Genomic DNA, 22,631 nt, shown 5'->3' on the forward strand with positions numbered 1-22,631 from the left:
CGGTACATCCCTGTCTTGGAGGATTCGGGCATTCCATATCCACACAGAAATTAGGTCTAGCACAGCCCCGGCACTGTGCCAGCACTATTCTGCAATCACAGCGCGTTGAGCTGGGCCTTGAGCAGGTCGCGGAAGGTCTGGATCAGCGGCTCGCGCGAGCGGCCGCGGCGCAGGATCAGGGAAAACGGCGCCTGGTAGCCGAACACCGTCGGCAGCAGCACGCGCAGGCGGCCCTGGCCGACCCAGTGCTGGGTGTAGTGTTCCGGCAGGTAGCCGATATAAGCGCCCGACAGCACCAGGATCAGCTGCGCCTCCATCGACTCCACGGTCGCCGCGCTGTGCTTGAAGCCGTGCCGCGCCAACTCCGACTGGCTCCAGTAGCCACGGCCGACCATGCGCTGCTGGGTCACCACCTCCTCCGGAATGCGCCGCTCGGGAAACAGCGGATGACGGTCGCTGCAGTACAGCCAGTGCTGCTCGCGGTACAGGGGCTGGTAGACCAGGCCGTTCATCCGCGTCGGACAGGCGCTGATGGCCAGATCCAGGCGGTTCTCCAGCACCGCCAGCTGCAGTTCGTAGGGGCTCATCACCGAGAGGTGCAGGTGCACCGCGGGGTGCTCCTGGCTGTAGGCGCCGATCACCTCGGCCAGCGGCAGCGCCGGGTCGCTGACGGTGGTGTCCAGCACCCCCAGGTTGAGGGTGCCGCGCAGCTCGCCCTTGAGCTCGGCGGCGTAGCGCTCGAAGCCTTCCAGTTGGCCGAGCAGGCGCAGGGTTTCCTGGTAGAACAGCTCGCCCTTGCTGGTCAGGCTGAAGCCACCGCGGCCGCGGTGGCACAGGGTGATGCCCAGCTGGCCTTCGAGCTGACTCATATAGGTGCTGATCGCCGAGGTCGACAGGTTCAGTTCCTGCTGCGCGGCGGCAAACCCCTGGTGGCGCACCACGCTGACGAAGATGCGCAGCAGTTTCAGATCCGGCAGGGCTTGGCTCATCGGGCAAACGTTCTTCGTCGGATGGGTTAGGCGCATGCCACCCTGGATGGCGAGGCGCACAGGCTCCGGGATGGTCCTCGGCACGGCATCCAGCGCCGCCGGCCCATCCTACAGGCAGCCATTTAGTTTAGAAATCTCTGAACTAAGTTTTTGCCCTGGGCGATTTGTCCCCCGCCCATCCTGTCCAACAATCCGGCCCAACGCTTCCTACAACCCCAACAACCGTGAGGCCTTCCCATGGACAAGATCCTGCACCAGCCCCTGGGCGGCAACGAGATGCCCCGTTTCGGCGGCATCGCCACCATGATGCGCCTGCCGCATATCCAGAGCGCCGAGGACAAGCGCCAGCTGGACGTCGCCTTCGTCGGCGTGCCCCTGGACATCGGCACCTCGCTGCGCTCCGGCACCCGCTTCGGCCCCCGCGAGATCCGCGCCCAGTCGGTGATGATCCGCCCCTACAACATGGCCACCGGCGCCGCCCCCTTCGACTCGCTGAACATCGCCGACATCGGCGACGTGGCGATCAACACCTTCAACATGGCCGAGGCCATCCGCATCATCGAGCAGGCCTACGACGAGATCGTCGAGTACGGCATCAAGCCGCTGACCCTGGGCGGCGACCACACCATCACCCTGCCGATCCTGCGCGCGCTGAAGAAGAAGCACGGCAAGATCGGCCTGGTGCACATCGACGCCCATGCCGACGTCAACGATCATATGTTCGGCGAGAAGATCGCCCACGGCACCACCTTCCGCCGCGCGGTGGAAGAAGGCCTGCTCGATTGCGACCGGGTGGTGCAGATCGGCCTGCGCGCCCAGGGCTACACCGCCGAGGACTTCAACTGGAGCCGCAAGCAGGGCTTCCGCGTGGTCCAGGCCGAGGAGTGCTGGCACCAGTCCCTCGCCCCGCTGATGGCGGAAGTGCGCGCAAAGGTCGACGGCGGCCCGGTGTACCTGTCCTTCGACATCGACGGCATCGACCCGGCCTGGGCGCCGGGCACCGGCACCCCGGAAATCGGCGGCCTGACCACCATCCAGGCGATGGAGATCATCCGTGGCTGCCAGGGCCTGGACCTGATCGGCGGCGACCTGGTGGAGGTTTCCCCGCCCTACGACACCACCGGCAACACCTCGCTGCTCGGCGCCAACCTGCTGTACGAAATGCTCTGCGTGTTGCCCGGCGTGCAGCGTCGCTGAACGCTCGGGCCTTTTATCCACACTGGGCGCCGAACGGCGCCCAGGCACTGCACAACAACAATTAAGGTGCTGATATGAATCATGACGAAACCCTGCCGCTGCTGGACGATCAGCCGCCGGCCACCTCCAGCTTCAACCTGCGCCAGCTGCTGATCTTCCTGATCCCCTCGCTGCTCGGCGTGCTGCTTTTCCTCACCCCCATCGTCTACGACGGCAAGGTGACCATCGGCCTCGGCGTCATGGCCGATGCGCTGAAGACGACCCTGGCGGCCTGGCTGCCGGCCATCGCCACCGGCCTGCTGCTGTTCTCCGCCGTTGTCGGCCTGTTCGCCAGCCTGCTCAAGCCGCGCTGGCTCACCGAGCGCAAGGCCCTCAACGAACTGTTCAACCTGCATCCGTTGTGGCTGGGCCTGCGGGTGCTCGGCGCGCTGTTCGCCGCCATGACCTTCTGGCAGTTCGGCCCGGAATGGATCTGGAACGCCAACACCGGCGGCGTGGTGCTCAAGGACCTGGCGCCGGTGCTGATCACCTTCTTCCTGGTGGCCGGCTTGATCCTGCCGCTGCTCACCGACTACGGCCTGATGGAGTTCATCGGCACCCTCGTGCGCAATCTGTTCCGCAAGATCTTCGGCCTGCCGGGCCGCTCGGCCATCGACGCCATCGCCAGCTGGCTGGGCTCGGGCACCGTGGGCGTGCTGATCACCGCCCAGCAGTACCAGAAGGGCTTCTACAGCGCCCGGGAGGCGGCGGTGATCGCCACCAACTTCTCCATCGCCTCGATCGCCTTCAGCCTGCTGATCACCAGCTTCATGAAGCTCGACCACCTGTTCGTGCCCTTCTACCTGACGGTGGTGGTGGCCGGCCTGGCGGCCGCCATCATCACCCCGCGCATCCCGCCGCTGTCGTGGAAGAAGGACGAATACATCGCCGGCGTCGGCAAGCAGATCAAGGAAGACGTGCCGGCCGGCACCTCGCTGCTGCGCTGGGGCGTCAGCCAGGCGGTCAAGCGCGCCAACGCCAATCCCTCGCCGGCGCAGATGGTCAAGGTCGGCGTGCACAACGTGGTGGACATCTGGCTGGGCCTGCTGCCGCTGGTGATGGCCATCGGCACCCTGTCCCTGGCCATCGCCGAGTTCACCCCGGTGTTCAACTGGCTGTCCTACCCCATAGTGCCGCTGCTCGAGGCGCTGCAGCTGCCGGAGGCGGCCAAGGCGGCGCCGGCCATGCTGGTGGGCTTCGCCGACATGTTCCTGCCGGCCGTGCTGGGCAAGGGCATCGAGAGCGAACTGACCCGCTTCGTGGTGGCCTGCGTGTCGCTGACCCAGCTGATCTACATGTCCGAGGTGGGCGTGCTGATCATCAAGGCCAAGCTGCCGCTGAACCTGCTGGAGCTGTTCGTGATCTTCATCATCCGCACCCTGATCACCCTGCCGATCATCGCCCTGATGGCGCACTGGATCGTCGGTTGACCGTCGCGCCCTCCGCGGAGGGCGCAGCGCTTTCAAGAAGGAAACAGCATGACCACCTGCGGCGAATTTCTCGTCAAACAACTGCAAGCCTGGGGCGTCGACACCGTGTTCGGCATTCCCGGCGTGCACACCGTCGAGCTGTACCGCGGCCTGCCGCACAGCGACATCCGCCACGTCACCCCGCGCCACGAGCAGGGTGCCGGCTTCATGGCCGACGGCTACGCGCGCAGCACCGGCAAGCCCGGGGTGTGCTTCATCATCACCGGCCCGGGGATGACCAACATCCTCACCGCCATGGCCCAGGCCTATGCCGACTCCATCCCCATGCTGGTCATCTCCAGCGTCAACCAACGCGAGCGCCTGGGCCTGGGCAAGGGCTACCTGCACGAGCTGCCCGACCAGCGCGCGCTGGTGGCCGGGGTCAGCGCCTTCAGCCACACCCTGATGAGCGTCGAGGAGCTGCCCGCCGTGCTGGCCCGCGCATTCGCCGTGTTCGAGGGCGAACGGCCGCGGCCGGTGCATATCGAGCTGCCGCTGGACATCATCACCGCCCCGGCCGGACACCTGCGCGTGCAGGCCAAGCCCGGCGTATCCCGCCCGGCACCGGCCGTGGCCCAGTTGCGCGAGGCGGCGGCCAAGCTGCGCGCGGCCAGGCGCCCGCTGCTGCTCGGCGGCGGCTGCGTCGAGGCCCAGGCCGAGGCCCGCGCCCTGGCAGTCGCCCTGGACGCGCCGACCGCCCTGACCATCAACGCCAAGGGCCTGCTGCCGCCGGGCCACCCGCTGCTGCTGGGCAGCAACCAGTCGCTGGTCCCGGTGCGCCAGCTGGCGCTGGAGGCCGACGTGGTCCTGGCGATCGGCACCGAACTGGGCGAGACCGACTACGACGTGGTGTTCGACGGCAACTTCAAGCTGGGCGGCGAGCTGATCCGCATCGACATCGACGCCCAGCAGCTGCTGCGCAACCACATGCCGAGCCTGGCCATCCAGAGCGATGCGCGCCTGGCCATGCGCATGCTGCTGGCCGACCTGCCGCCCGGCGAGCCGCGCGCCGACAGCCCCGGCGCGCGGCGCAGCGCGGCGGTGCAGGCGCAGCTGGCCGAGGACTTCAGCGGCTGGGCGCACTACCGCCAGCTGTTCGCCACCGTGCTGCAGGCCCTGCCCGAGGCGCGCTTCGTCGGCGACTCGACCCAGACGGTGTACAGCGGCAACCACCTGGTCGAGCTGGACGGCGCGCGGCGCTGGTTCAACTCCTCCACCGGCTACGGCACCCTCGGCTACGGCCTGCCGGCGGCCATCGGCGCCAAGCTGGGCGAACCGGGCCGCCCGGTGGTGTGCCTGATCGGCGATGGCGGCCTGCAGTTCACCCTGGCGGAACTGGCCAGCGCCGTGGAGGCCGGCGTGGGCATCGTGGTGCTGCTGTGGAACAACAGCGGTTACGGCGAAATCAAGCGCTACATGGAGAAGCGCGACATCACCCCGCTCGGCGTGGACATCTACACCCCGGACTTCCTCGCCCTGGCCCGCGGCTTCGGCTGCGCCGCGGAACGGGCCCGCGACCACGACCACCTGGCCCGACTGCTGCGCGAGGCGCCGCAGGACCGGCCGCTGCTGATCGAGATCGCCGAGGCGCCCCCCTTCCATCCCTGAGCACGCCGCCCCTGGCCCGGATGCCGTCCGGGCCAGGGGCGCTTGCCGTCCTGGGGCAGCGGCTCCGCAATGGAGTAGGCTGAAGGCAACACCAGCCGGGAGGGACAGCGCCATGCAGATCGTCAGCCGCGACCGCTGGTTCGAGGTAGCCCAGCGCCAGGACGGCATCAGCCTGATCCACGAGCCCTATGTGCGGCCCTTCTACCGCTGCAACCTGTGGCATGTGCGCGGCCGCGAGCGCGACGCGCTGATCGACTCCGGCTCCGGCCTGGTCAGTCTGCGCGAGCAGCTGCCCTGGCTGACCGAACGACCGCTGCTGGCGGTGGCCAGCCACACCCATTTCGACCATATCGCCGGGCACCATGAATTCCCCGAGCGCCTGGTGCACCCGGCCGAGGCGGCCATCCTCGCCGCGCCGACCCGGGAGAGCACCCTGGCGGCGGACTGCATCGGCGACGCCATGTTCGAGGCGCACCCCGACCAGCCCTTGTCCTACGCCGAATACCGGGTCAAGGCGGCGCCGGCCACCCGGCTGATCGAGGAAGGCGATGTGCTGGAGCTGGGCGACCGGGTGCTGCAGGTGCTGCATACCCCGGGCCATTCGCCGGGGGGCATCAGCCTGTGGGAGAAGGCGACGCAGACCCTGTTCTCCGGCGACATCCTCTACGACGGCCCGCTGGTCGAGGATGCCTACCATTCCAACCTGGACGACTACGCCCGCAGCCTGGCACGCCTGCGCCGCCTACCGGTGCGCTGCGTGCATGGCGGGCACTTCCCGAGCTTTTCCGGAGAACGCATGCACGAACTGATCGACGCCTGGTTCGCCAGACACCCCTAGCAGTCCGTGCTCAGTGATGCCGGCGCCCCGGCCCCGTCAGCCGGGCCCTGTCCTCATGACGAATCGCCACGGGTTGCAGGTGCGCGGGCTTCACCAACCCCAGCGCGACCAGCAGTTTCCACACCTTCAGGTTGAGCCAAGCGTTCATGAACCAGCCCCTCCGTTCGACTACCCAGAGCGGATGGCCGCCGCTTCTGGCCATCCTCGGCGGGCAGTGGGCGACGCTGCCTGCGTGCCACCACCCTCAACCTACAGACTAGACCGGGCTGCGCCCCGGCGGATGGTTTCCGATCGGCTGCAGGCAACCGCCGGGTCGCCCCAGAGGCCGGCCCGGCGCCGGGCTCAGGCGACCGGATCGCCCTTGCGCCGGTAGGGGAACACGTCGATCACCTTGCCGTCGCGGATCGCCTGCTGCAGGCCCTGCCAGTAGTCGGCGTCGTACAGCTCGCCGTGCAGCTGGCTGAACAGCCGGCGCTGCTTGATGTCGGCGAACAGGAAGGGCGGGAACTCCTCGGGGAACACGTCCATGGGCGCCACCGAGTACCAGGGCTCGGAGGCCATCTCGTCCTCCGGGTAACGCGGCGGCGGGATGTGGCGGAAGTTCACCTCGGTGAGGAAGCAGATCTCGTCGTAGTCGTAGAACACCACGCGGCCATGGCGGGTGACGCCGAAGTTCTTCAGCAGCATGTCGCCGGGGAAGATGTTCGCCGCCGCCAACTGCTTGATCGCCAGGCCGTAGTCGTCCAGCGCCTCGCGCACCTGGGCCTCGCTGGCGTTCTCCACATAGAGGTTGAGCGGGGTCATGCGCCGCTCGGTCCAGCAGTGACGAATGAGCACGGTATCGCCCTCCAGCACCACGGTGGACGGCGCCACCTCCAGCAGTTCGGCCAGGCACTCGGGCTCGAACTTGGCCCTGGGGAAGCGGAAGTCGGCGAACTCCTGGGTGTCGGCCATGCGCCCGACCCGGTCGACGCTCTTCACCAGGCGGTACTTCTGGATCACCGTGGCCCGGTCGACGCTCTTCACCGGCGAGAAGCGGTCCTTGATGATCTTGAACACGGTGTTGAAGCCCGGCAGGGTGAACACGCTCATGACCATGCCGCGCACCCCCGGGGCCATGATGAAGCGGTCGTCGCTGTGGGCCAGATGGTCGATCAGTGCCCGGTAGAACTCCGACTTGCCGTGCTTGTAGAAGCCGATCGAGGTGTAGAGTTCGGCGATGTGCTTGCCCGGCAGGATGCGCCGGAGAAAACCGATGAAGTCCGCCGGAATGTCCACCCGCACCATGAAATAGGAACGGGTGAAGGAGAAGATGATCGACACCTCGGCCTCGTCGGTGATCAGCGCGTCGATCTGGATACCCCGCCCCTCGCGGTGCAGCAAGGGGATGACCAGCGGCCACTGTTCGTCGCGGGTATAGAGGCGCCCGACCAGGTAGGCGCCCTTGTTGCGATAGAGCACCGAGGAGAACAGCTCGATGCACAGTTCCGGGTCCTTGCATATCCAGTCCGGCAGGCTGTCGCGCAACTGCGCCTCCAGGCGCTTGAGATCGCGGGGCAGGTCGTCGAAGGCCACGCTGAAGCGGTAGTCCTGGAAGATCGCCGCGAGCATGCCCGACAACCCCTCGCCGGGCCGATAGCTGCGGGTCTGCACCGCCCGCTGGCGGCTGTGCGGCGACGGCCGGGTGGTGTGGATGAACATGCAGCCATCGCTGATCTGGTCGTGGCTGAACAGGCCGCAGAAGATCGAGTTGAACCAGGTCTCCGCCAGCTCGTCGTCGCAACGCAGGTCGATCAGGGCGATGTAGGCGCTCTTCACCAGGGGCCACTGCGCCACCTCGCGCAGCTGCTCGCCAAAGCGCTGGCGCAGGCGCCCGACCGCCTCGCCGACCTGCTCTTCGTACAGGTTGATCCGTGCCGCCGATGCCTGCTGCGCCTCCTGCCACAGCGCCTGCTCGAAGCGCTCGCGGGCGCCGTCGGTGATCTGGCGAAAATACTCGCGGTAGTCGTCGAAGCCAGCGAGTATCCGCTGGGCGATGTCGGCGGCCGGCCATTGCTGCGCCATGGGCAATCCTCTGGGCGAAGGAGTCGGGGTCGAGTGGCGAGCTTAGCCACTGGCCGACGCCCGGGAAAGCCTCATGCGAGCCCGCGGGCGACGAGGCAGCCGGCCAAGTGCTCGATAAACGCCTGGACCTTGCGGGTCGCCCGGCGGTGGCTGGGGTAGACGGCGAGTATCGAGTGACCGAAGGCGTCCGGGTCGAACTCGTACTCGCTCATCAACTGGCACAGCTGGCCGCTCTCCAGGTAGGGCTGCACGCTCCAGGTCGGACAGGCATGTAACCCGGCGCCGCCCAGGGTATTGGCCAGCAGCAGGTCGTAGTTGTCGCTCTCCAGGCGCGGCTGCGGTTGCGGCACGCGCAGGCGCCGGCCGTCCAGCGATAACCACCAGTGGTTCGAGTCCAGGACCGGATGGCGATAGATCAGCCACTGGTGGCGAGCGAAATTCTCCGGGCACACCGGCGCAGGGTGGGCGGCCAGATACGCCGGACTGGCACACAGGACGATGCGGTTGTGCGCCAAGGACTTGGCGATCAGCCCCGGCTGATCGCTGCGACCCTCGCGCAACGCCAGGTCATAGCCGCTCTCGGCCAGTTCGATGAAGGCATCGGACAGGTCCACCCGCAGCCTGATATGCGGATGGGCCAGGAGAAAGGCCGCGCAGGCCTCGTCGAGAAAAGCCCGGCCGAAGGCCAGCGGCGCGGTCACCCGCAAGCTGCCGTGCAGGCCGTGCTGCAACTGGCCAATCTCCTCCCCGGCGTCGTGCAGGCGCTGCAGCACCAGGCGGGCGGTCTCCAGGTAGAGCCGGCCGGCCTCGGTCAGCGCGGTGCGTCGAGTGCTGCGCTCGAACAGCCGGGCGCCCAGCTCGGCCTCCAGGTGGCTGACCGCCTTGGTCAGCGCCGAAGGGGTCTTGCCGAGCTGCTCGGCTGCGCGGCTGAAGCTGCCGTGTTCGGCGGTGGCGACGAACATGCGCAGGGCACCGAGCTTGTCCATGGCTTTTCCTCTTAGGCAAAAATGTTTTGCACGAAAGCGGCGTTCTGCCGAGCCGCGTGCTTGGCTAGTCTCGCCCACAAACCAATAAAAACAAGGGATACCTATGAAACGCTTCGCACCCGGACTGATCGCCGCCGCGCTGGCTTTTTCCTCACTGGAATCGCAGGCCGCCGCCGATCTGGTGCTGTTCAATGCCAAGGTCTTCACCGCCGAGCCCGGCCAGCCGCTGGCCCAGGCGGTCGCGGTGGAAGGCGGCAAGATCCTCGCGGTCGGCGCCGATGCCGAGATCCTCGCCCTGGCCGACGCCAACACACGGCGCCTCGACCTGGCCGGCAAGGTGCTGATGCCGGGGCTGATCGATAGCCACAGCCACCCGGTGATGGGCGCCCTGGCCAGCCTGCGTGCCAATCTCCACGACGAGGTCAAGCCGCTCGCCGAGCTGGAGCAGTGGATAGTCGAGGAGGAGCGCGCCGGTCGCGCACGGATGGACGACATCCTGCTGATCTCCGGGGTCAGCTCGGCCTACTGGCAGCAGAGTCGCGCGCTGGCCGAGCGCTTCAACCGCGGTCGCTGGGCCAGCCAGCCGCTGGTGCTCGACGGCATCGACGGCCACACCGGCTGGGCCAACCGGGCGATGCTCGAACGCCTGGGCATCGATGCCCGGCTGGTCGCCAGCCTGGACGCCAAGGAGGCCGGCTACATCGAGCACGACGCCGACCTGAGGCCTACCGGCTTTCTCGCCGAAACCGGTTGGGACCGGGTGCGCAGCCGGCTCCCGGAGCCCTCCAAGGAGCTGCTGCTCGACGCCGCGCGCGAGGCGGTGCGGATCAACAACCGGGTCGGCGTCACCGCCTGGATGGACGCCGCGGCCAACGGCGGCGGCGACCAGTCGCTGTTCGAGATGCGCCCCACAGCAGACGACCTGGGCGTGCTGCCGCTGTACCGGAGGTTGGCCGAGAACGGCGAGCTGAGCGCCCACGTCGCGGCGCTGCTGCTTACCCACCCGCAGAGCCAGCCGGCCGACCTCGCGGTGCTGGACGAGGTCATGCAGAAGTTCCGGGGCGTGCCCAACCTGAGCTTCCCCGGCATCAAGGTGTTCGCCGACGGCGTGCTCGAATTCCCCGGGCAGACCGCGGCGCTGATCGCCCCCTACAGCAACAGCCTCAAGCAGGGCCAGCTGCTGATCGACCCGGTCGGCTTCGGCGACCTGGTGGCGGCGGCCGAGCGGCGCGGCTGGATAGTCCACACCCATGCGGTGGGCGACCGCGCGGTGCGCGAGGCGCTGAACGGCATCGAACGGGCCCGCCGGCTGGCCGCCGAACCGGTGCCGCACAGCATCACCCACCTGCAGCTGGTCAACCCCAGGGAATTTCCGCGCTTCAAGCAGCTCGGGGTGATCGCCTCCATGCAGCTGCTCTGGGCCACCGCGGAGAGCTATACCGAGGAGCTGGTCAAGCCCTACGTCAGCGCCTTCGCCTACCGCCATCAGTACCCGGCACGCTCGCTGCATCAGGCCGGGGCGACCCTCGCCGGGGCCAGCGACTGGCCGGTGTCCAGCCCCAACCCGTGGCACGCCATCGCCCAGGCGAGCACTCGCCAGGGGCCGCTCGGGGTGCTCAACGCCGCAGAAAGCATCGACCGCCAGACCATGTTCCGCGCCTACACGCTGAACGCCGCCAAGGCCCTGCGCCTGGACCGGCAGATCGGCTCCCTGGCGCCTGGCAAGCAGGCCGACCTGATCGTCCTCGACCGCGACGTGTTCGAGGTCAGCGATCAGGAGTTGTCCGACACCCAGGTGCTGCGCACCTTCTTCGCCGGCCGGCAGGTCTACGCGCCCGCCTCCTGAGCACCGCGTCCCGCTCGCCCTGCCCGCGTCGCCCGCACTCAGCCCACAACAATTACAACACTGAGGAAACCCGATGAACCGCCTTGCCTTTGCCTGCCTCGCCAGCATCAGTCTCGCCCCGCTCTACTCGCAGGCGCTGCCGCTCAACGATGAATTCGCCGTACTGATAGACCTGGCCGCCACCAGCGACTACCGCAACCGCGGCATCTCCCAGACCCTCGGCGACCCGGCGCTGCAGGCCGGCGCCACACTGGCCCATGCCAGCGGCCCGTACCTCGGCGTCTGGACCTCCAACGTCGACTACGGCTTCGACTTCAAGACCCGCCAGGAGCTGGACTATTACGCCGGCTACTACTGGCAGGCCACCGACGCCATCAGCCTCGACCTCGGCTACATCAAGTACAGCTATCCGCAGGAAGGCCAGTTCAACCAGGGCGAGCTCTACGCCCTGCTCGACGCCCACGGCGTGCTGCTCGGCCTCTACTACTCGAACGATGCGCCGAACTTCTTCGGCAAGGACCAGGACACCCTGTACAGCTACCTCGGCTACCGCACCCGGCTGCCCGCTGAGGTCGACTTGGAGCTGCGCTACGGACGCAACGACATCAAGGACCCGGCGTTCTGGTCGCACAGCGGCGCCAGCCGCGAGGCCTACCGCGAGTGGCAGATCAAGCTGAGCCGCGAGCTGGCCGGGGTGACCTGGGGACTGAGCTACGTCGACACCGACCTGTCGCGCAGCGAATGCACCAGCTGGTACGGCTACGACGACCTGTGCGGCGCCACCCTGGTGGCCAGCGTCAGCAAGAGCTTCTGAAACTGTGCCGGAGATTTGAAAGCCAGTTGTGGATTGCGCCGCCACCCGGGCGGCGTAAGCTCTACGGCTTCCTCCCCCGGAGCCGCACCGATGAGACCCGCCGACCTGCTCCGCCTGCTGCTGCTCGCCGCCATCTGGGGCGCCAGCTTCCTGTTCATGCGCATCATCGCCCCGGTGCTCGGCAGCATGCCCACCGCGTTCTTCCGCGCCAGCCTGGGCGCGCTCGGGCTGCTCCTGATCCTGCTGCTGATGCGCGTGCGCTGGGACTTTCGCGGCAAGCTCAAGCAGTGCCTGGTGCTCGGGGTGATCAATGCCGGCCTGCCCTCGGCCATGTATTGCCTGGCGGCCCAGGTGCTGCCGGCCGGCTACTCGGCGATCCTCAACGCCACCACGCCGATGATGGGCGTGCTGATCGGCGCGCTGTTCTTCGCCGAGGCGCTGACCGCGAGCAAGGCCGCCGGCGTGGCAATTGGGTTGTTCGGCGTGGCCGTGCTGACGCGCACCGGCCCGGTGCAGTTCGACCTGGAACTGCTGCTCGGCGCCGCGGCCTGCCTGGTCGCCACCGCCTGCTACGGCTTCGCCGGTTTCCTCGCCCGGCGCTGGATCGCCGAGCAAGGCGGCCTGGACAACCGCCTGACCGCGTTCAGCAGCCTGTGCGGCGCCAGCCTGTTCCTCCTGCCCTGGTTCGGCGGCTCGCTGCTGCTGCAGGCGCCGGCCAGCTGGGGCGGCCCCGCGGTCTGGCTGTCGCTGGCCGGCCTCGGCCTGCTCTGCACCGCCTTCGCCTACGTGCTCTACTTCCGCCTGCTGAACGACATCGGCCCGGTCAAGGCCTCGACCACCACCTTCCTGATTCCGCCCTTCGGCGTGTTGTGGGGGGCGTTGCTGCTGGACGAACCGCTGTCCTCGGCCTACCTCTATGGCGGTGCCCTGATCGCCGTGGCGCTGTGGCTGGTGGTGCGCCCCACGGCTGCGGCCGCGCAACCCAGAGCCGCCACCTAGGCCTGGGCGCCCCGGAGTCCGCGGCGGCCGCACCGCCCATCCGCCGGCAGCCGTCGGCGGTCGCCAGCGAGCGCCCACCCGGTACATCTGGACTAGACTTGCCAGTTACGCGGGAAATCGAGCGGCAGCGGGAGGAACGGGCACGCCGTAGCGCAGCGCCCCACCTCGCCCGCCTGCACGTTCAGCCACACCCCCGTCTCGATCGCCCCGCAGTGAGCCGTCCGCTACGCGCCTTTGTTCCCTCAAACCAGCGCAAGCTCAGGAGCACGGATGAACACAGAGGCCCAGATCGATTCGCCTGCCGCGGGCTCGAACAGTCCGCCCGAAATGGAGCCCGCCTCAGCCGCGCCATCGGCGTCACGGCGGCCGACCTGGTGGCGCAAGGCGATTGGGCCGCTACTCAAGCTGAGCCGTTCGACCCAGTTCGTGATCGCCGCGACGATAATCCTGGGGCTGACCATGACCTTCGTCGGCAATCTGGTCAGCAAGACCATCGAGCGCTCGGCCGTGCAGTCCGCGGCAAACGCCGGCGCCCTGTACATGACCACCTTCCTCGAACCCTACGTCCAGGAACTCAGCACTGGCCAGCGCCTGTCGGTCAAGACCGCCGAGGCCATCGACCGCCTGATGACCAGCGCCAGCCTCAACGCCCACGTGGTCTCGGTGAAGATCTGGAGCCCCGATGGCACCATCCTCTACAGCACCAACAAGGACATAGTCGGCAAGTCGTACCCGGCGGACGACCTGAAGATGGCCCTGCAGGGCCATACGGTCACCGAGTGGGGCGAGTTGACGGCCGAGGAGAACGCCTACGAGGCCAGCCTGGGCATTCCGCTGTACGAAATCTACGCCCCACTGCGCGAGTTCGGCACGGATCGGATCATCGCCGTCGGCGAGTTCTACGAACGGGCCGAGATGCTGCAGAACGAGATCGCCTGCATCCGTGAGGAGGTGTGGATCATCGTCGGCACGGGGACCCTGTCCATGCTGCTGCTGCTGTTCGCCATCGTTCGCCGCGGCGAGCGCATCATCCTGCGCCAGCAGCTGGCCCTGAGCCGACAGATGCAGGAGCAGGCGCGGCTGAGCACGCAGAACATCAACCTGCAACGCAAGATCACCAGCGCCAACCAGTCCTTCTCCCGGGTCAACGAACTCATCCTGCGCCGCCTCGGCGCCGACCTGCATGATGGCCCGGCGCAGCTGCTGACCCTGATCCTGGTGCGTCTCGACGAGCTCGCGGTGCTGCAGGAGCGTTACAAGCAGAACGGCGGCGAGTTCGACATAGAGGCCCTCGAGTCCCTGCGCCACGCCGCCCAGGACGCCCTGGGGGAAATCCGCGACATCTCCCGCGGCCTGGCCCTGCCGGAGATCAACGGCATGCCCCTGCGCCAGGAGCTGGAGCTGGTGGTGCAGCGCCACGAACTGCGCACCGAGACCAAGGTCGCGCTCGAGTGCGAGAACCTGCCGGAGACCGTACCGCTGGCCCACAAGACCTGCATCTATCGCTTCATCCAGGAGGCCTTGAACAACGCCTTCCACCATGCCGACGGCAAGGGCCAGGCGGTAAGCGCCCGCTACCATCAGGGCCTGCTGGAGATAAGGGTGCGCGACGACGGCGACGGCTTCGACACCGAGCACCTGGCCGCGAACAATCATCATCACCGAGCCCGCCTGGGGCTGGCGGGCATGCGCTACCGGGTCGAGTCCCTCGGCGGCCAGTTCCACATCGACTCCACCCCTGAGCACGGCACCACGGTAAGCGCCAAGTTCGCCCTGTGACGCCGGGCGTCAATCGGACTCGAAGTGCGGTACGGTCGCCGCTTGTCCGGCGAACTGGTGGCGAATGCGGGCCGCATGCTGATTGCGCCGGTATTCCATGATGGCGGTGACCGCCTCTACCCGGTTACGCACCTGGAGCTTCTGCATGATGCTGGTCATGTAGTGCTTGACGGTTTTCTCGCTCAGCGAGAGTTTCTCGGCGACCTCGCGATTGGTCAGCCCGTTGGCCACCTCGCGGATTATCTGCTCCTCGCGATGGGTGAGTTCGTCGACCGACTTCTCGCCATCCTTGTGCTTCTGCAGATCGCTGATCAGCTTGCCGGCGAAGCCCGGGGTTATGAAGGTCTGCCCCGTGGCCACGTTCCGGATCGCCTGGGCCAGCTCCGGCCCGCTCACGCCCTTGAGCACATAGCCCCTGGCGCCAGCCTCCAGGGCGGCATACGCGTCGTCTTCGGACTCCGACACGGTCAGCATCACGATCCTGACCGACGGGTTGTCGGTGACTATGGCGCGCACCGCCGCGAAACTGTCCCCCGGCATATGCACGTCCATGAGCATCACATCGGGGCGATACTTCGCCGCGATGCGCTCCGCCTCCTCGGCCGAGCCGCCCTGCTCGACCACCTCGAAATCCGCGATGCGCTTGAGTGCCGCGGCGACCCCCTGCCTCAGCAGCGGATGGTCATCGACTATGCCAATCCTGATCCTGCCACTCATGTTCGGTCCCTCCCCAACTACGAGCGCCCAGGCGGCGCGGGCCCCCTGACCGGGAGCCCCTAAACGTGTTCAGTGTAGTCAAGGCAGGAGCTAACCATAGGTAATCGCAGCTTTTCTGGGCGATTTTTTCCGCGTTATGGACGGACCCTGCTCAGACCAAAGTCCCACACACAATTAGGACCATGGTGGCGCGTTATAGCTGGACCTCTGCATCTTTGGCTTTACCGGAAACCGCTTGATCCTTTAAGCCTCATAGGACTAATCGAGCAGTGACTATGACTTATGCATCCAGATCCACCTCAGCCCCCGAAGACAGTCAAAACATTGACAACAATATCGAGTCCGCTATCCGGCAGGTTCTGAAGGTTGCCCGGTCAGTCGCCCCCAAATCGAGAGCCCAGCACGCACCGGCCAAGCCGGCCAACGTGGCGAAACACCATAAGTCCACCGATTACAGCCAGGCACTGGATGCTACCCGTCTGTACCTGAACGAAATCGGCTTCTCTCCGCTGCTGTCCCGCGAGGAAGAGCGGCATTTCGCCCGCCTGACCGTCCAGGGCGACGCCCTGGCCCGCAAGCGCATGATCGAAAGCAATCTGCGCCTGGTGGTGAAAATCGCCCGCGGCTACCTCAACCGCGGCCTGTCGCTGCTGGACCTGGTCGAGGAAGGCAATCTCGGGCTGATCCGCGCCGTGGACAAGTTCGATCCGGAGCTGGGCTACCGCTTTTCCACCTACGGGACCTGGTGGATTCGCGAAACCATCGAACGGGCACTGATGAACCAGACCCGCACCATCCGCCTGCCCATCCATGTGGTGAAGAAGCTGAACGGCTACCTGACCGCCGCCCGCGAGTTGACCCGCAAGCTCGATCACGACCCCTCCAGCGAGGAGATCGCCTCGCTGCTGGAGAAGGATGTGGGCGAAGTGGAACGCTTGCGCGACCTGAATGTCCGGGTCACCTCCCTGGACACCGCCTTCGGCCAGGACTCCGACCGGAGCCTGATGGATACCGTCAGCGACGAACAGCCGAACGACCCATGCGAGTTGCTGCAGGACAGCGAGCTGGCACAGAGCATCAGGGAGTGGCTGGCCGAGCTCACCGAACGGCAGAGTGAGGTGGTGATCCGCCGTTTCGGCCTGCACGGCGATGAGGGTTGCACCCTGGAGGAAATGGGCCAGTCCATCGGCCTGACCCGCGAACGGGTCAGGCAGATCCAGGCCGAGGCCCTCAAGCGCCTGCGCCGCATTCTCGAGAAGAACGGCCTCTCCAGCGAGACCCTGCTCGAGTAGCCCGCCGCAAGAGCCGCCGCGCGAGCGGCGGTTTCTTCGTGCTGCCCGTTACTGGACCAGTTCCTGCTCGCTGAACAGGTCGCTGAACAACATGCTCGACAGGTAGCGTTCGCCGGAGTCCGGCAATATCACCACCAGGGTCTTGCCCTGCATCTCCGGCTGCTCGGCCAAACGCACGGCCACGGCCATGGCCGCGCCGCAGGAGATCCCACAGAGAATCCCCTCCTCGCGCATCAGGCGCAGGGCCATGGCCTTGGCCTCCTCGTCGCTCACCTGCTCGACCCGGTCGACCATCTTCAGGTCGAGGTTCTTCGGCACGAAGCCGGCGCCGATGCCCTGGATCTTGTGCGGGCTGGGCTTGACCTCGGTGCCGGCGAGGGTCTGGCTGATCACCGGCGAGCCGAGCGGCTCGACTGCCACCGAGAGAATCGGCTTGCCCTGGGTCTGCTTGATGTAGCGCGACACCCCGGTGAGGGTGCCGCCGGTGCCGACCCCGGAAACCAGCACGTCGATGGCGCCCTCGGTATCCCTCCAGATTTCCGGCCCCGTGGTCTTCTCGTGGATCGCCGGGTTGGCCGGGTTATCGAACTGCTGCGGCATGTAGTAGGTGGCCGGATCGGCGGCGGCGATCTCCGCCGCCTTGTCGATGGCCCCCTTCATGCCCTTGGCCGGCTCGGTCAGCACCAGCTCGGCACCCAGGGCCTTGAGCACCTTGCGCCGCTCCAGGCTCATCGACGCCGGCATGGTCAGCAGCAGCTTGTAGCCGCGGGCGGCGGCGACGAACGCCAGGCCGATGCCGGTGTTGCCGGAAGTGGGCTCGACCAGGGTCATGCCCGGCTTGAGCACGCCACGCTCCTCGGCATCCCAGACCATGCTGGCGCCGATCCGGCACTTCACCGAATAGGCCGGGTTGCGTCCCTCGATCTTGGCCAGGAGGGTCACCCCGGCCGGCCCCAGGCGGTTGATCAGCACCAGCGGGGTATTGCCGATGGTTTGCGCGTTGTCTGCGAAGATGCGGCTCATGGCGGTGTCCTTGTGCGAGTTCTGCCGGAAAAGAGCGCCAGCCTAAGACCCGCAGGTGCGAGCGTCCAGCCCGGCGCAAACGCCTAGCTCCGGCGGCGGCGCGGGCACGCCCCGAGACAGCTCGGCAGTGACCCGCCATTCAGTGACTGAATGGCGGGTCTGCGTTCACAGTCGACGCCCCCCCGCGTTATAGTCGGGCCTTCAATACTGAACCGGCGGGTACTGCCCCGGCCGTTACCGTTCGAGGATTTTCCGATGAAGTTCGAAGGCACCCAGTCCTACGTCGCCACCGACGACCTCAAGCTCGCGGTCAACGCCGCCATCACCCTGCAGCGCCCGCTGCTGGTCAAGGGCGAACCGGGTACCGGCAAGACCATGCTGGCCGAGCAGCTGGCCGAGTCCTTCGGCGCCAGGCTGATCACCTGGCACATCAAGTCCACCACCAAGGCCCATCAGGGCCTGTACGAGTACGACGCGGTCAGCCGCCTGCGCGATTCGCAGCTGGACTCCGACCGCGTCCACGAGGTGCGCAACTACATCAAGAAGGGCAAGCTGTGGGAGGCCTTCGAGTCCGAGGAGCGGGTGATCCTGCTGATCGACGAGATCGACAAGGCCGACATCGAGTTCCCCAACGACCTGCTGCAGGAACTCGACAAGATGGAGTTCTACGTCTACGAGACCGACGAGACCATCAAGGCCAAGCAGCGGCCGATCATCATCATCACCTCGAACAACGAGAAGGAGCTGCCGGACGCCTTCCTGCGCCGCTGCTTCTTCCACTACATCGCCTTCCCGGACCGCGACACCCTGCAGAAGATCGTCGACGTGCACTACCCCGGCATCAAGCGCGACCTGGTGGCCGAGGCGCTCGACGTGTTCTTCGACGTGCGCAAGGTACCGGGCCTGAAGAAGAAGCCCTCGACCTCTGAGCTGGTCGACTGGCTCAAGCTGCTGATGGCCGACAACATAGGCGAAGCGGTGCTGCGCGAACGCGACCCGACCAAGGCCATCCCGCCGCTGGCCGGCGCCCTGGTCAAGAACGAGCAGGATGTGCAGCTGCTCGAACGCCTGGCCTTTATGAGCCGCCGCGCCAGCCGTTAAAGCCTGCCGGGGAGGTGTCTAACCATGCATAGCGGCAGCTGCCTGTGCGGCGCGGTGAAATACGAGATCGACGCGCCCATCAAATCGGCCACTCATTGCCACTGCAACCAATGCCGCAAAGGCCACGGGGCGGCGTTCGCCAGCTACGGCAATGTACGTCGCACGAACTTCCACTTTGTCGAGGGGCTGGATTCGGTGGCCGAGTTCCACTCATCCCCCGGGGTGACCCGGACCTTCTGCCGGCAGTGCGGCTCCAACCTGCAGTGGTTCGCCGATCATCCCTACCCCGACTGGCTATCGGTGGCCCTGGGCACGCTGGACTCGCCGCTTGGCGAAATACCGCAGAAACACATCTACGTGGAATCCAAGGCCGACTGGTACGCCATAGCCGACCGGCTACCCCAGGAGCACCACGTTGAGCCAGACGAATAAACGAGGGCGCAGCCATGCTGCTTAACCTGTTCAACGAAATGCGCGCGGCCAAGGTGCCGGTGTCGGTGCGCGAGCTGCTCGACCTGATCAACGCGCTGCAGCACAACCTGGTGTTCGCCGACATGGACGAGTTCTACTTCCTCGCCCGGGCCATCCTGGTCAAGGATGAGCGCCACTTCGACAAGTTCGACCGGGCCTTCGGTGCCTACTTCAAGGGCCTGCAGAACCTCGACCGGCATATCGAGGCGCTGATCCCCGACGAGTGGCTGCGCAAGGAGTTCGAGCGCTCCCTGACCGACGAGGAGCGCGCCCGGATCGAGTCCCTCGGCGGCCTGGACAAGCTGATCGAGGAGTTCAAGAAACGCCTGGAGGAGCAGAAGGAGCGCCATGCCGGCGGCAACAGGTGGATCGGCACCGGCGGCACCAGCCCCTTCGGCTCCGGCGGTTTCAACCCCGAGGGCATCCGCGTCGGCGACGCCGGCCAACGCCAGGGCAAGGCCGTCAAGGTGTGGGAGCAGCGCGAGTACAAGAACCTCGACGACCAGGTCGAACTGGGCACGCGCAACATCAAGATCGCCCTGCGCCGCCTGCGCAAGTTCGCCCGCCAGGGCGCCCAGGACGAACTGGACCTGGGCGGCACCATCGACCACACCGCCAAGGACGGCGGCCTGCTCAACATCCAGATGCGCCCGGAGCGGCGCAACGCGGTCAAGCTGCTGATCCTGTTCGACATCGGCGGCTCGATGGACGCCCACGTCAAGGTCTGCGAGGAGCTGTTTTCCGCCTGCAAGACCGAGTTCAAGCACCTGGAGTACTACTACTTCCACAACTGCGTGTACGAGTCGGTGTGGAAGAACAACCTGCGCCGCACCTCCGAGCGCTTCGCCACCCACGACCTGCTGCACAAGTACGGCCCGGACTACAAGGTGGTGTTCGTCGGCGACGCGGCCATGGCGCCCTACGAGATCACCCAGGCCGGCGGCAGCGTCGAACACTGGAACGAGGAACCGGGCTACCTGTGGATCCAGCGCTTCATGGAGAAGTATCGGAAGCTCATCTGGATCAACCCCTACCCCAAGGACACCTGGGGCTACACCGCCTCGACCAAGCTCATCCGCGAACTGGTGGAGGAGCAGATGTATCCCCTCACCCTGCAGGGCCTGGAAGACGGCATGAAGTTCCTGGCCAAATAGCGCCCCGCCGCCCCCCACTCGCAGACGCACAGAAAACGGCGCCGCCCCCGCCTCTAGGCGGGCTCGCGGCGCCGTAGTGCTGCACGTTGCCCTAGCGCAGAGCGCTTTCTCTCGAAGTGCTCCAGTGACTTCTCCGCTGTGCTGGCCACTGCTGTCACCGCGCCCTCTCCTGCGCCGTGCGGCCCGCCAACGTCCACACTCGATAGGACTTAAGTCTCACGATCTGCGCCTGTCAAGAAACCAGCGCCGCCTTCCATAAAACTCCTTAAAAATCATAAGTAGCTGCTACAAAAGAGAATTATTCAGCCCACGATGACACCCATACAGCCAAAACGCACCTTGCGCGAAGCGCGACCCAGCACCTATACCTAGGTGGCAACGGCCCCTTTTGCTTGTGGCGAGGACTTTTTTGCACAGGGCTTTCACCGTTAGGGACGGACGGTCAACGGGCATCGGCCACAGCTGAGCGATCAGCAAGCAGCAGTATTGGAGGAACGCCATGGACACGTCGCAGTCTCCCCGCTCCGAACTGGCGGAAGTGTTGTTTCGCTTGCGCCGAACCTTCCTCGCCCTGGCCGCCTTCAGCGGCGTGATCAACCTGCTGATGCTGACACCGGCGGTGTACATGCTGCAGGTCTACGACCGGGCCCTGGTCAGCAGCAACGTCACCACCCTGCTGATGCTGACCCTGCTGGTCGTCGGCCTCTATGTGCTGATGGGGCTGCTGGAGATGGTCCGCTCGACCGTGCTGATCCGCGTCGGCAACCGCCTGGACATGATGCTCAACAAGCGGGTGTTCACTGCCGCCTTCGAGCGCAACCTGAACCGGGCCGGCGGCAACCCGGCCCAGGCCCTGCAGGACATGGCCCAGGTCCGCCAGTTTCTCACCGGCAACGGCCTGTTCGCCTTCTTCGACTCGCCCTGGACGCCGATCTACCTGTTCGTCATCTACCTGGTCCACCCGCTGCTGGGCCTGATCACCCTGATCGGCTCGCTGCTGCTGGTCGCCCTGGCCTACCTGACCGAAGTCAGCACCCGCAAGCCGCTGGCCGAGGCCAACCAGGCCTCGGTGGCCTCCGGCACCTATGCCAACAACAACCTGCGCAATGCCGAGGTCATCGAGGCCATGGGCATGCTGCCAGCCATCCGCGAACGCTGGTTCGGCAACCATCGGCAGATTCTCGAGAAACAGACCCTGGCCTCCGACCGCGCGGCCTACATCAACGGCACCACCCGTTTCCTGCGGGTGACCCTGCAGTCGCTGATTCTCGGCACCGGTGCCTTGCTGGCGATCGAGGGCAAGATCACCCCGGGGATGATGATCGCCTGCTCGATCCTCGCCGGCCGTGCCCTCGCCCCGGTCGAACTGGCGATATCCACCTGGAAGCAGCTGCTCGCCAGCCGCGCCGCCTGGGGGCGGCTGTCCGGCCTGCTGGCCGACTTCCCGCCGCGCAAGCCCTCCATGCCACTGCCCAAGCCGGCCGGCCAGGTCAGCGTGGAGGGGGCATTCGCCAACGCACCCGGCACGCCCCTGACCATTCTGCGCAACATCAGCCTCAGCCTCGCCCCCGGCGAAGCCCTGGGCATCATCGGCCCATCGGCCGCCGGCAAGTCGACCCTGGCGCGCCTGCTGGTCGGCGTCTGGCCGGCCCACGCCGGCAAGGTGCGCCTGGACGGCGCCGACATCTTCCAGTGGAACAAGGACGAGCTGGGCCCCTGGCTCGGTTACCTGCCCCAGGACGTCGAGCTGTTCGAGGGCACCATCGCCGAGAACATCGCCCGCTTCGGCGAGGTCGATGGCGACGCGATCATCCTCGCGGCCCAGCAGGCCGGGGTGCACGACATGATCCTGCGCCTGCCGCAGGGCTACGACACCCCCCTGAGCGCCGACGGCAACTCGCTGTCCGGCGGCCAGAAACAGCGCATCGGCCTGGCTCGAGCGCTCTATGGCGACCCCGCGCTGATCGTCCTCGACGAACCCAATGCCAGCCTCGACGACATCGGCGAGGCCGCCCTGGTGAAAGCCCTCGCCGAGCTCAAGCAGCGGGGCAAGACCCTGGTGCTGATCTCGCACCGGCCGACGGTGCTGAACATCGTGGACAAGGTACTGGTACTGCGCGAAGGCACGGTGCACATGTTCGGCAGCCGCGACGAAGTGTTCAACGCCCTGCGCCAGGCCAGCGTCATGCCCACCACCATGGGCGGCGCGACCCTGGCCTCGGTCAAGACCAAGGAGTGATGAGTC

The 22,631-nt window shown here is 66.7% G+C and carries 19 protein-coding genes; 13 read left to right on the forward strand and 6 right to left on the reverse strand.

From position 1 onward, the window contains the following. Nucleotides 1-95: 95 nt before the first annotated feature. On the reverse strand, nucleotides 96-989 hold the full coding sequence (locus I0D00_RS04875; protein ID WP_213638613.1) for a LysR family transcriptional regulator: 894 nt from the start codon (nucleotides 987-989) through the stop codon (nucleotides 96-98). Nucleotides 990-1,226: 237 nt separating this feature from the next. Between I0D00_RS04875 and speB the strand changes: the two genes are divergently transcribed. The 4 genes from speB (at nucleotide 1,227) to I0D00_RS04895 (ending at nucleotide 6,140) form a co-directional block, all read left to right on the forward strand. After that, complete coding sequence (gene speB, locus I0D00_RS04880; RefSeq protein ID WP_213638614.1) at nucleotides 1,227-2,186, forward strand: agmatinase; 960 nt, start codon at nucleotides 1,227-1,229, stop codon at nucleotides 2,184-2,186. A gap of 74 nt (nucleotides 2,187-2,260) precedes the next feature. After that, nucleotides 2,261-3,655, forward strand: coding sequence for a YjiH family protein (locus I0D00_RS04885; protein WP_213638615.1), 1,395 nt, complete (start codon nucleotides 2,261-2,263; stop codon nucleotides 3,653-3,655). Nucleotides 3,656-3,703: 48 nt separating this feature from the next. After that, nucleotides 3,704-5,302: a 5-guanidino-2-oxopentanoate decarboxylase gene (locus tag I0D00_RS04890; RefSeq protein WP_213638616.1), complete on the forward strand. Its 1,599-nt coding sequence runs from the start codon at nucleotides 3,704-3,706 to the stop codon at nucleotides 5,300-5,302. A gap of 112 nt (nucleotides 5,303-5,414) precedes the next feature. Then, a complete protein-coding gene (locus I0D00_RS04895; RefSeq protein WP_213638617.1) occupies nucleotides 5,415-6,140 on the forward strand; it encodes an MBL fold metallo-hydrolase in 726 nt (241 codons plus the stop codon). Nucleotides 6,141-6,150: 10 nt separating this feature from the next. Here I0D00_RS04895 and I0D00_RS04900 read toward each other — a convergent pair whose 3' ends face one another. The 3 genes from I0D00_RS04900 to I0D00_RS04910 form a co-directional block, all read right to left on the reverse strand. Continuing rightward, nucleotides 6,151-6,288 (reverse strand): PA1414 family protein, encoded by a 138-nt coding sequence (locus I0D00_RS04900; protein ID WP_213638618.1) that lies wholly within the window; start codon nucleotides 6,286-6,288, stop codon nucleotides 6,151-6,153. Nucleotides 6,289-6,482: 194 nt separating this feature from the next. After that, nucleotides 6,483-8,204, reverse strand: a complete 1,722-nt coding sequence (aceK, locus tag I0D00_RS04905; protein WP_213638619.1) for a bifunctional isocitrate dehydrogenase kinase/phosphatase — start codon at nucleotides 8,202-8,204, stop codon at nucleotides 6,483-6,485. Between the two features lie 71 nt (nucleotides 8,205-8,275). Further along, on the reverse strand, nucleotides 8,276-9,190 hold the full coding sequence (locus I0D00_RS04910; protein ID WP_213638620.1) for a LysR family transcriptional regulator: 915 nt from the start codon (nucleotides 9,188-9,190) through the stop codon (nucleotides 8,276-8,278). Between the two features lie 103 nt (nucleotides 9,191-9,293). On the opposite strand from I0D00_RS04910, the gene I0D00_RS04915 reads away from it, so the two are divergent. The 4 genes from I0D00_RS04915 to I0D00_RS04930 all read left to right on the forward strand — a co-directional run bounded on the left by I0D00_RS04915 (nucleotide 9,294) and on the right by I0D00_RS04930 (nucleotide 14,628). Continuing rightward, complete coding sequence (locus I0D00_RS04915; protein WP_213638621.1) at nucleotides 9,294-11,036, forward strand: amidohydrolase; 1,743 nt, start codon at nucleotides 9,294-9,296, stop codon at nucleotides 11,034-11,036. A gap of 73 nt (nucleotides 11,037-11,109) precedes the next feature. Beyond that, complete coding sequence (locus tag I0D00_RS04920) at nucleotides 11,110-11,850, forward strand: TorF family putative porin (RefSeq protein WP_213638622.1); 741 nt, start codon at nucleotides 11,110-11,112, stop codon at nucleotides 11,848-11,850. A 90-nt stretch (nucleotides 11,851-11,940) separates the two neighbouring features. Further along, a complete protein-coding gene (locus I0D00_RS04925; protein ID WP_213638623.1) occupies nucleotides 11,941-12,849 on the forward strand; it encodes a DMT family transporter in 909 nt (302 codons plus the stop codon). Between the two features lie 270 nt (nucleotides 12,850-13,119). Continuing rightward, on the forward strand, nucleotides 13,120-14,628 hold the full coding sequence (locus I0D00_RS04930; RefSeq protein ID WP_213638624.1) for a sensor histidine kinase: 1,509 nt from the start codon (nucleotides 13,120-13,122) through the stop codon (nucleotides 14,626-14,628). Nucleotides 14,629-14,637: 9 nt separating this feature from the next. Here the strand turns inward: I0D00_RS04930 and I0D00_RS04935 are convergent, their stop codons facing one another. Beyond that, nucleotides 14,638-15,345 (reverse strand): response regulator, encoded by a 708-nt coding sequence (locus I0D00_RS04935; protein WP_213638625.1) that lies wholly within the window; start codon nucleotides 15,343-15,345, stop codon nucleotides 14,638-14,640. A 275-nt stretch (nucleotides 15,346-15,620) separates the two neighbouring features. On the opposite strand from I0D00_RS04935, the gene rpoS reads away from it, so the two are divergent. Beyond that, nucleotides 15,621-16,637, forward strand: coding sequence for an RNA polymerase sigma factor RpoS (gene rpoS / locus I0D00_RS04940; protein ID WP_213638626.1), 1,017 nt, complete (start codon nucleotides 15,621-15,623; stop codon nucleotides 16,635-16,637). Between the two features lie 48 nt (nucleotides 16,638-16,685). Here the strand turns inward: rpoS and cysK are convergent, their stop codons facing one another. After that, the gene (gene cysK / locus I0D00_RS04945; RefSeq protein WP_213638627.1) at nucleotides 16,686-17,660 is read right to left on the reverse strand and encodes a cysteine synthase A; all 975 of its coding nucleotides are present in this window, start codon (nucleotides 17,658-17,660) and stop codon (nucleotides 16,686-16,688) included. A gap of 255 nt (nucleotides 17,661-17,915) precedes the next feature. Here cysK and I0D00_RS04950 point away from each other — a divergent pair, with 255 nt between their 5' ends. The 4 genes from I0D00_RS04950 to I0D00_RS04965 all read left to right on the forward strand — a co-directional run bounded on the left by I0D00_RS04950 (nucleotide 17,916) and on the right by I0D00_RS04965 (nucleotide 22,625). After that, nucleotides 17,916-18,761, forward strand: coding sequence for an AAA family ATPase (locus I0D00_RS04950; protein ID WP_213638628.1), 846 nt, complete (start codon nucleotides 17,916-17,918; stop codon nucleotides 18,759-18,761). Nucleotides 18,762-18,785: 24 nt separating this feature from the next. Further along, a complete protein-coding gene (locus I0D00_RS04955; RefSeq protein WP_213638629.1) occupies nucleotides 18,786-19,193 on the forward strand; it encodes a GFA family protein in 408 nt (135 codons plus the stop codon). A 14-nt stretch (nucleotides 19,194-19,207) separates the two neighbouring features. Continuing rightward, nucleotides 19,208-20,386: a vWA domain-containing protein gene (locus I0D00_RS04960; RefSeq protein ID WP_213638630.1), complete on the forward strand. Its 1,179-nt coding sequence runs from the start codon at nucleotides 19,208-19,210 to the stop codon at nucleotides 20,384-20,386. Nucleotides 20,387-20,885: 499 nt separating this feature from the next. Next, complete coding sequence (locus I0D00_RS04965) at nucleotides 20,886-22,625, forward strand: type I secretion system permease/ATPase (protein WP_213638631.1); 1,740 nt, start codon at nucleotides 20,886-20,888, stop codon at nucleotides 22,623-22,625. Nucleotides 22,626-22,631: the final 6 nt, after the last annotated feature.

It is taken from the genome of Pseudomonas lalucatii (assembly GCF_018398425.1).
Lineage (GTDB): Bacteria > Pseudomonadota > Gammaproteobacteria > Pseudomonadales > Pseudomonadaceae > Aquipseudomonas > Aquipseudomonas lalucatii.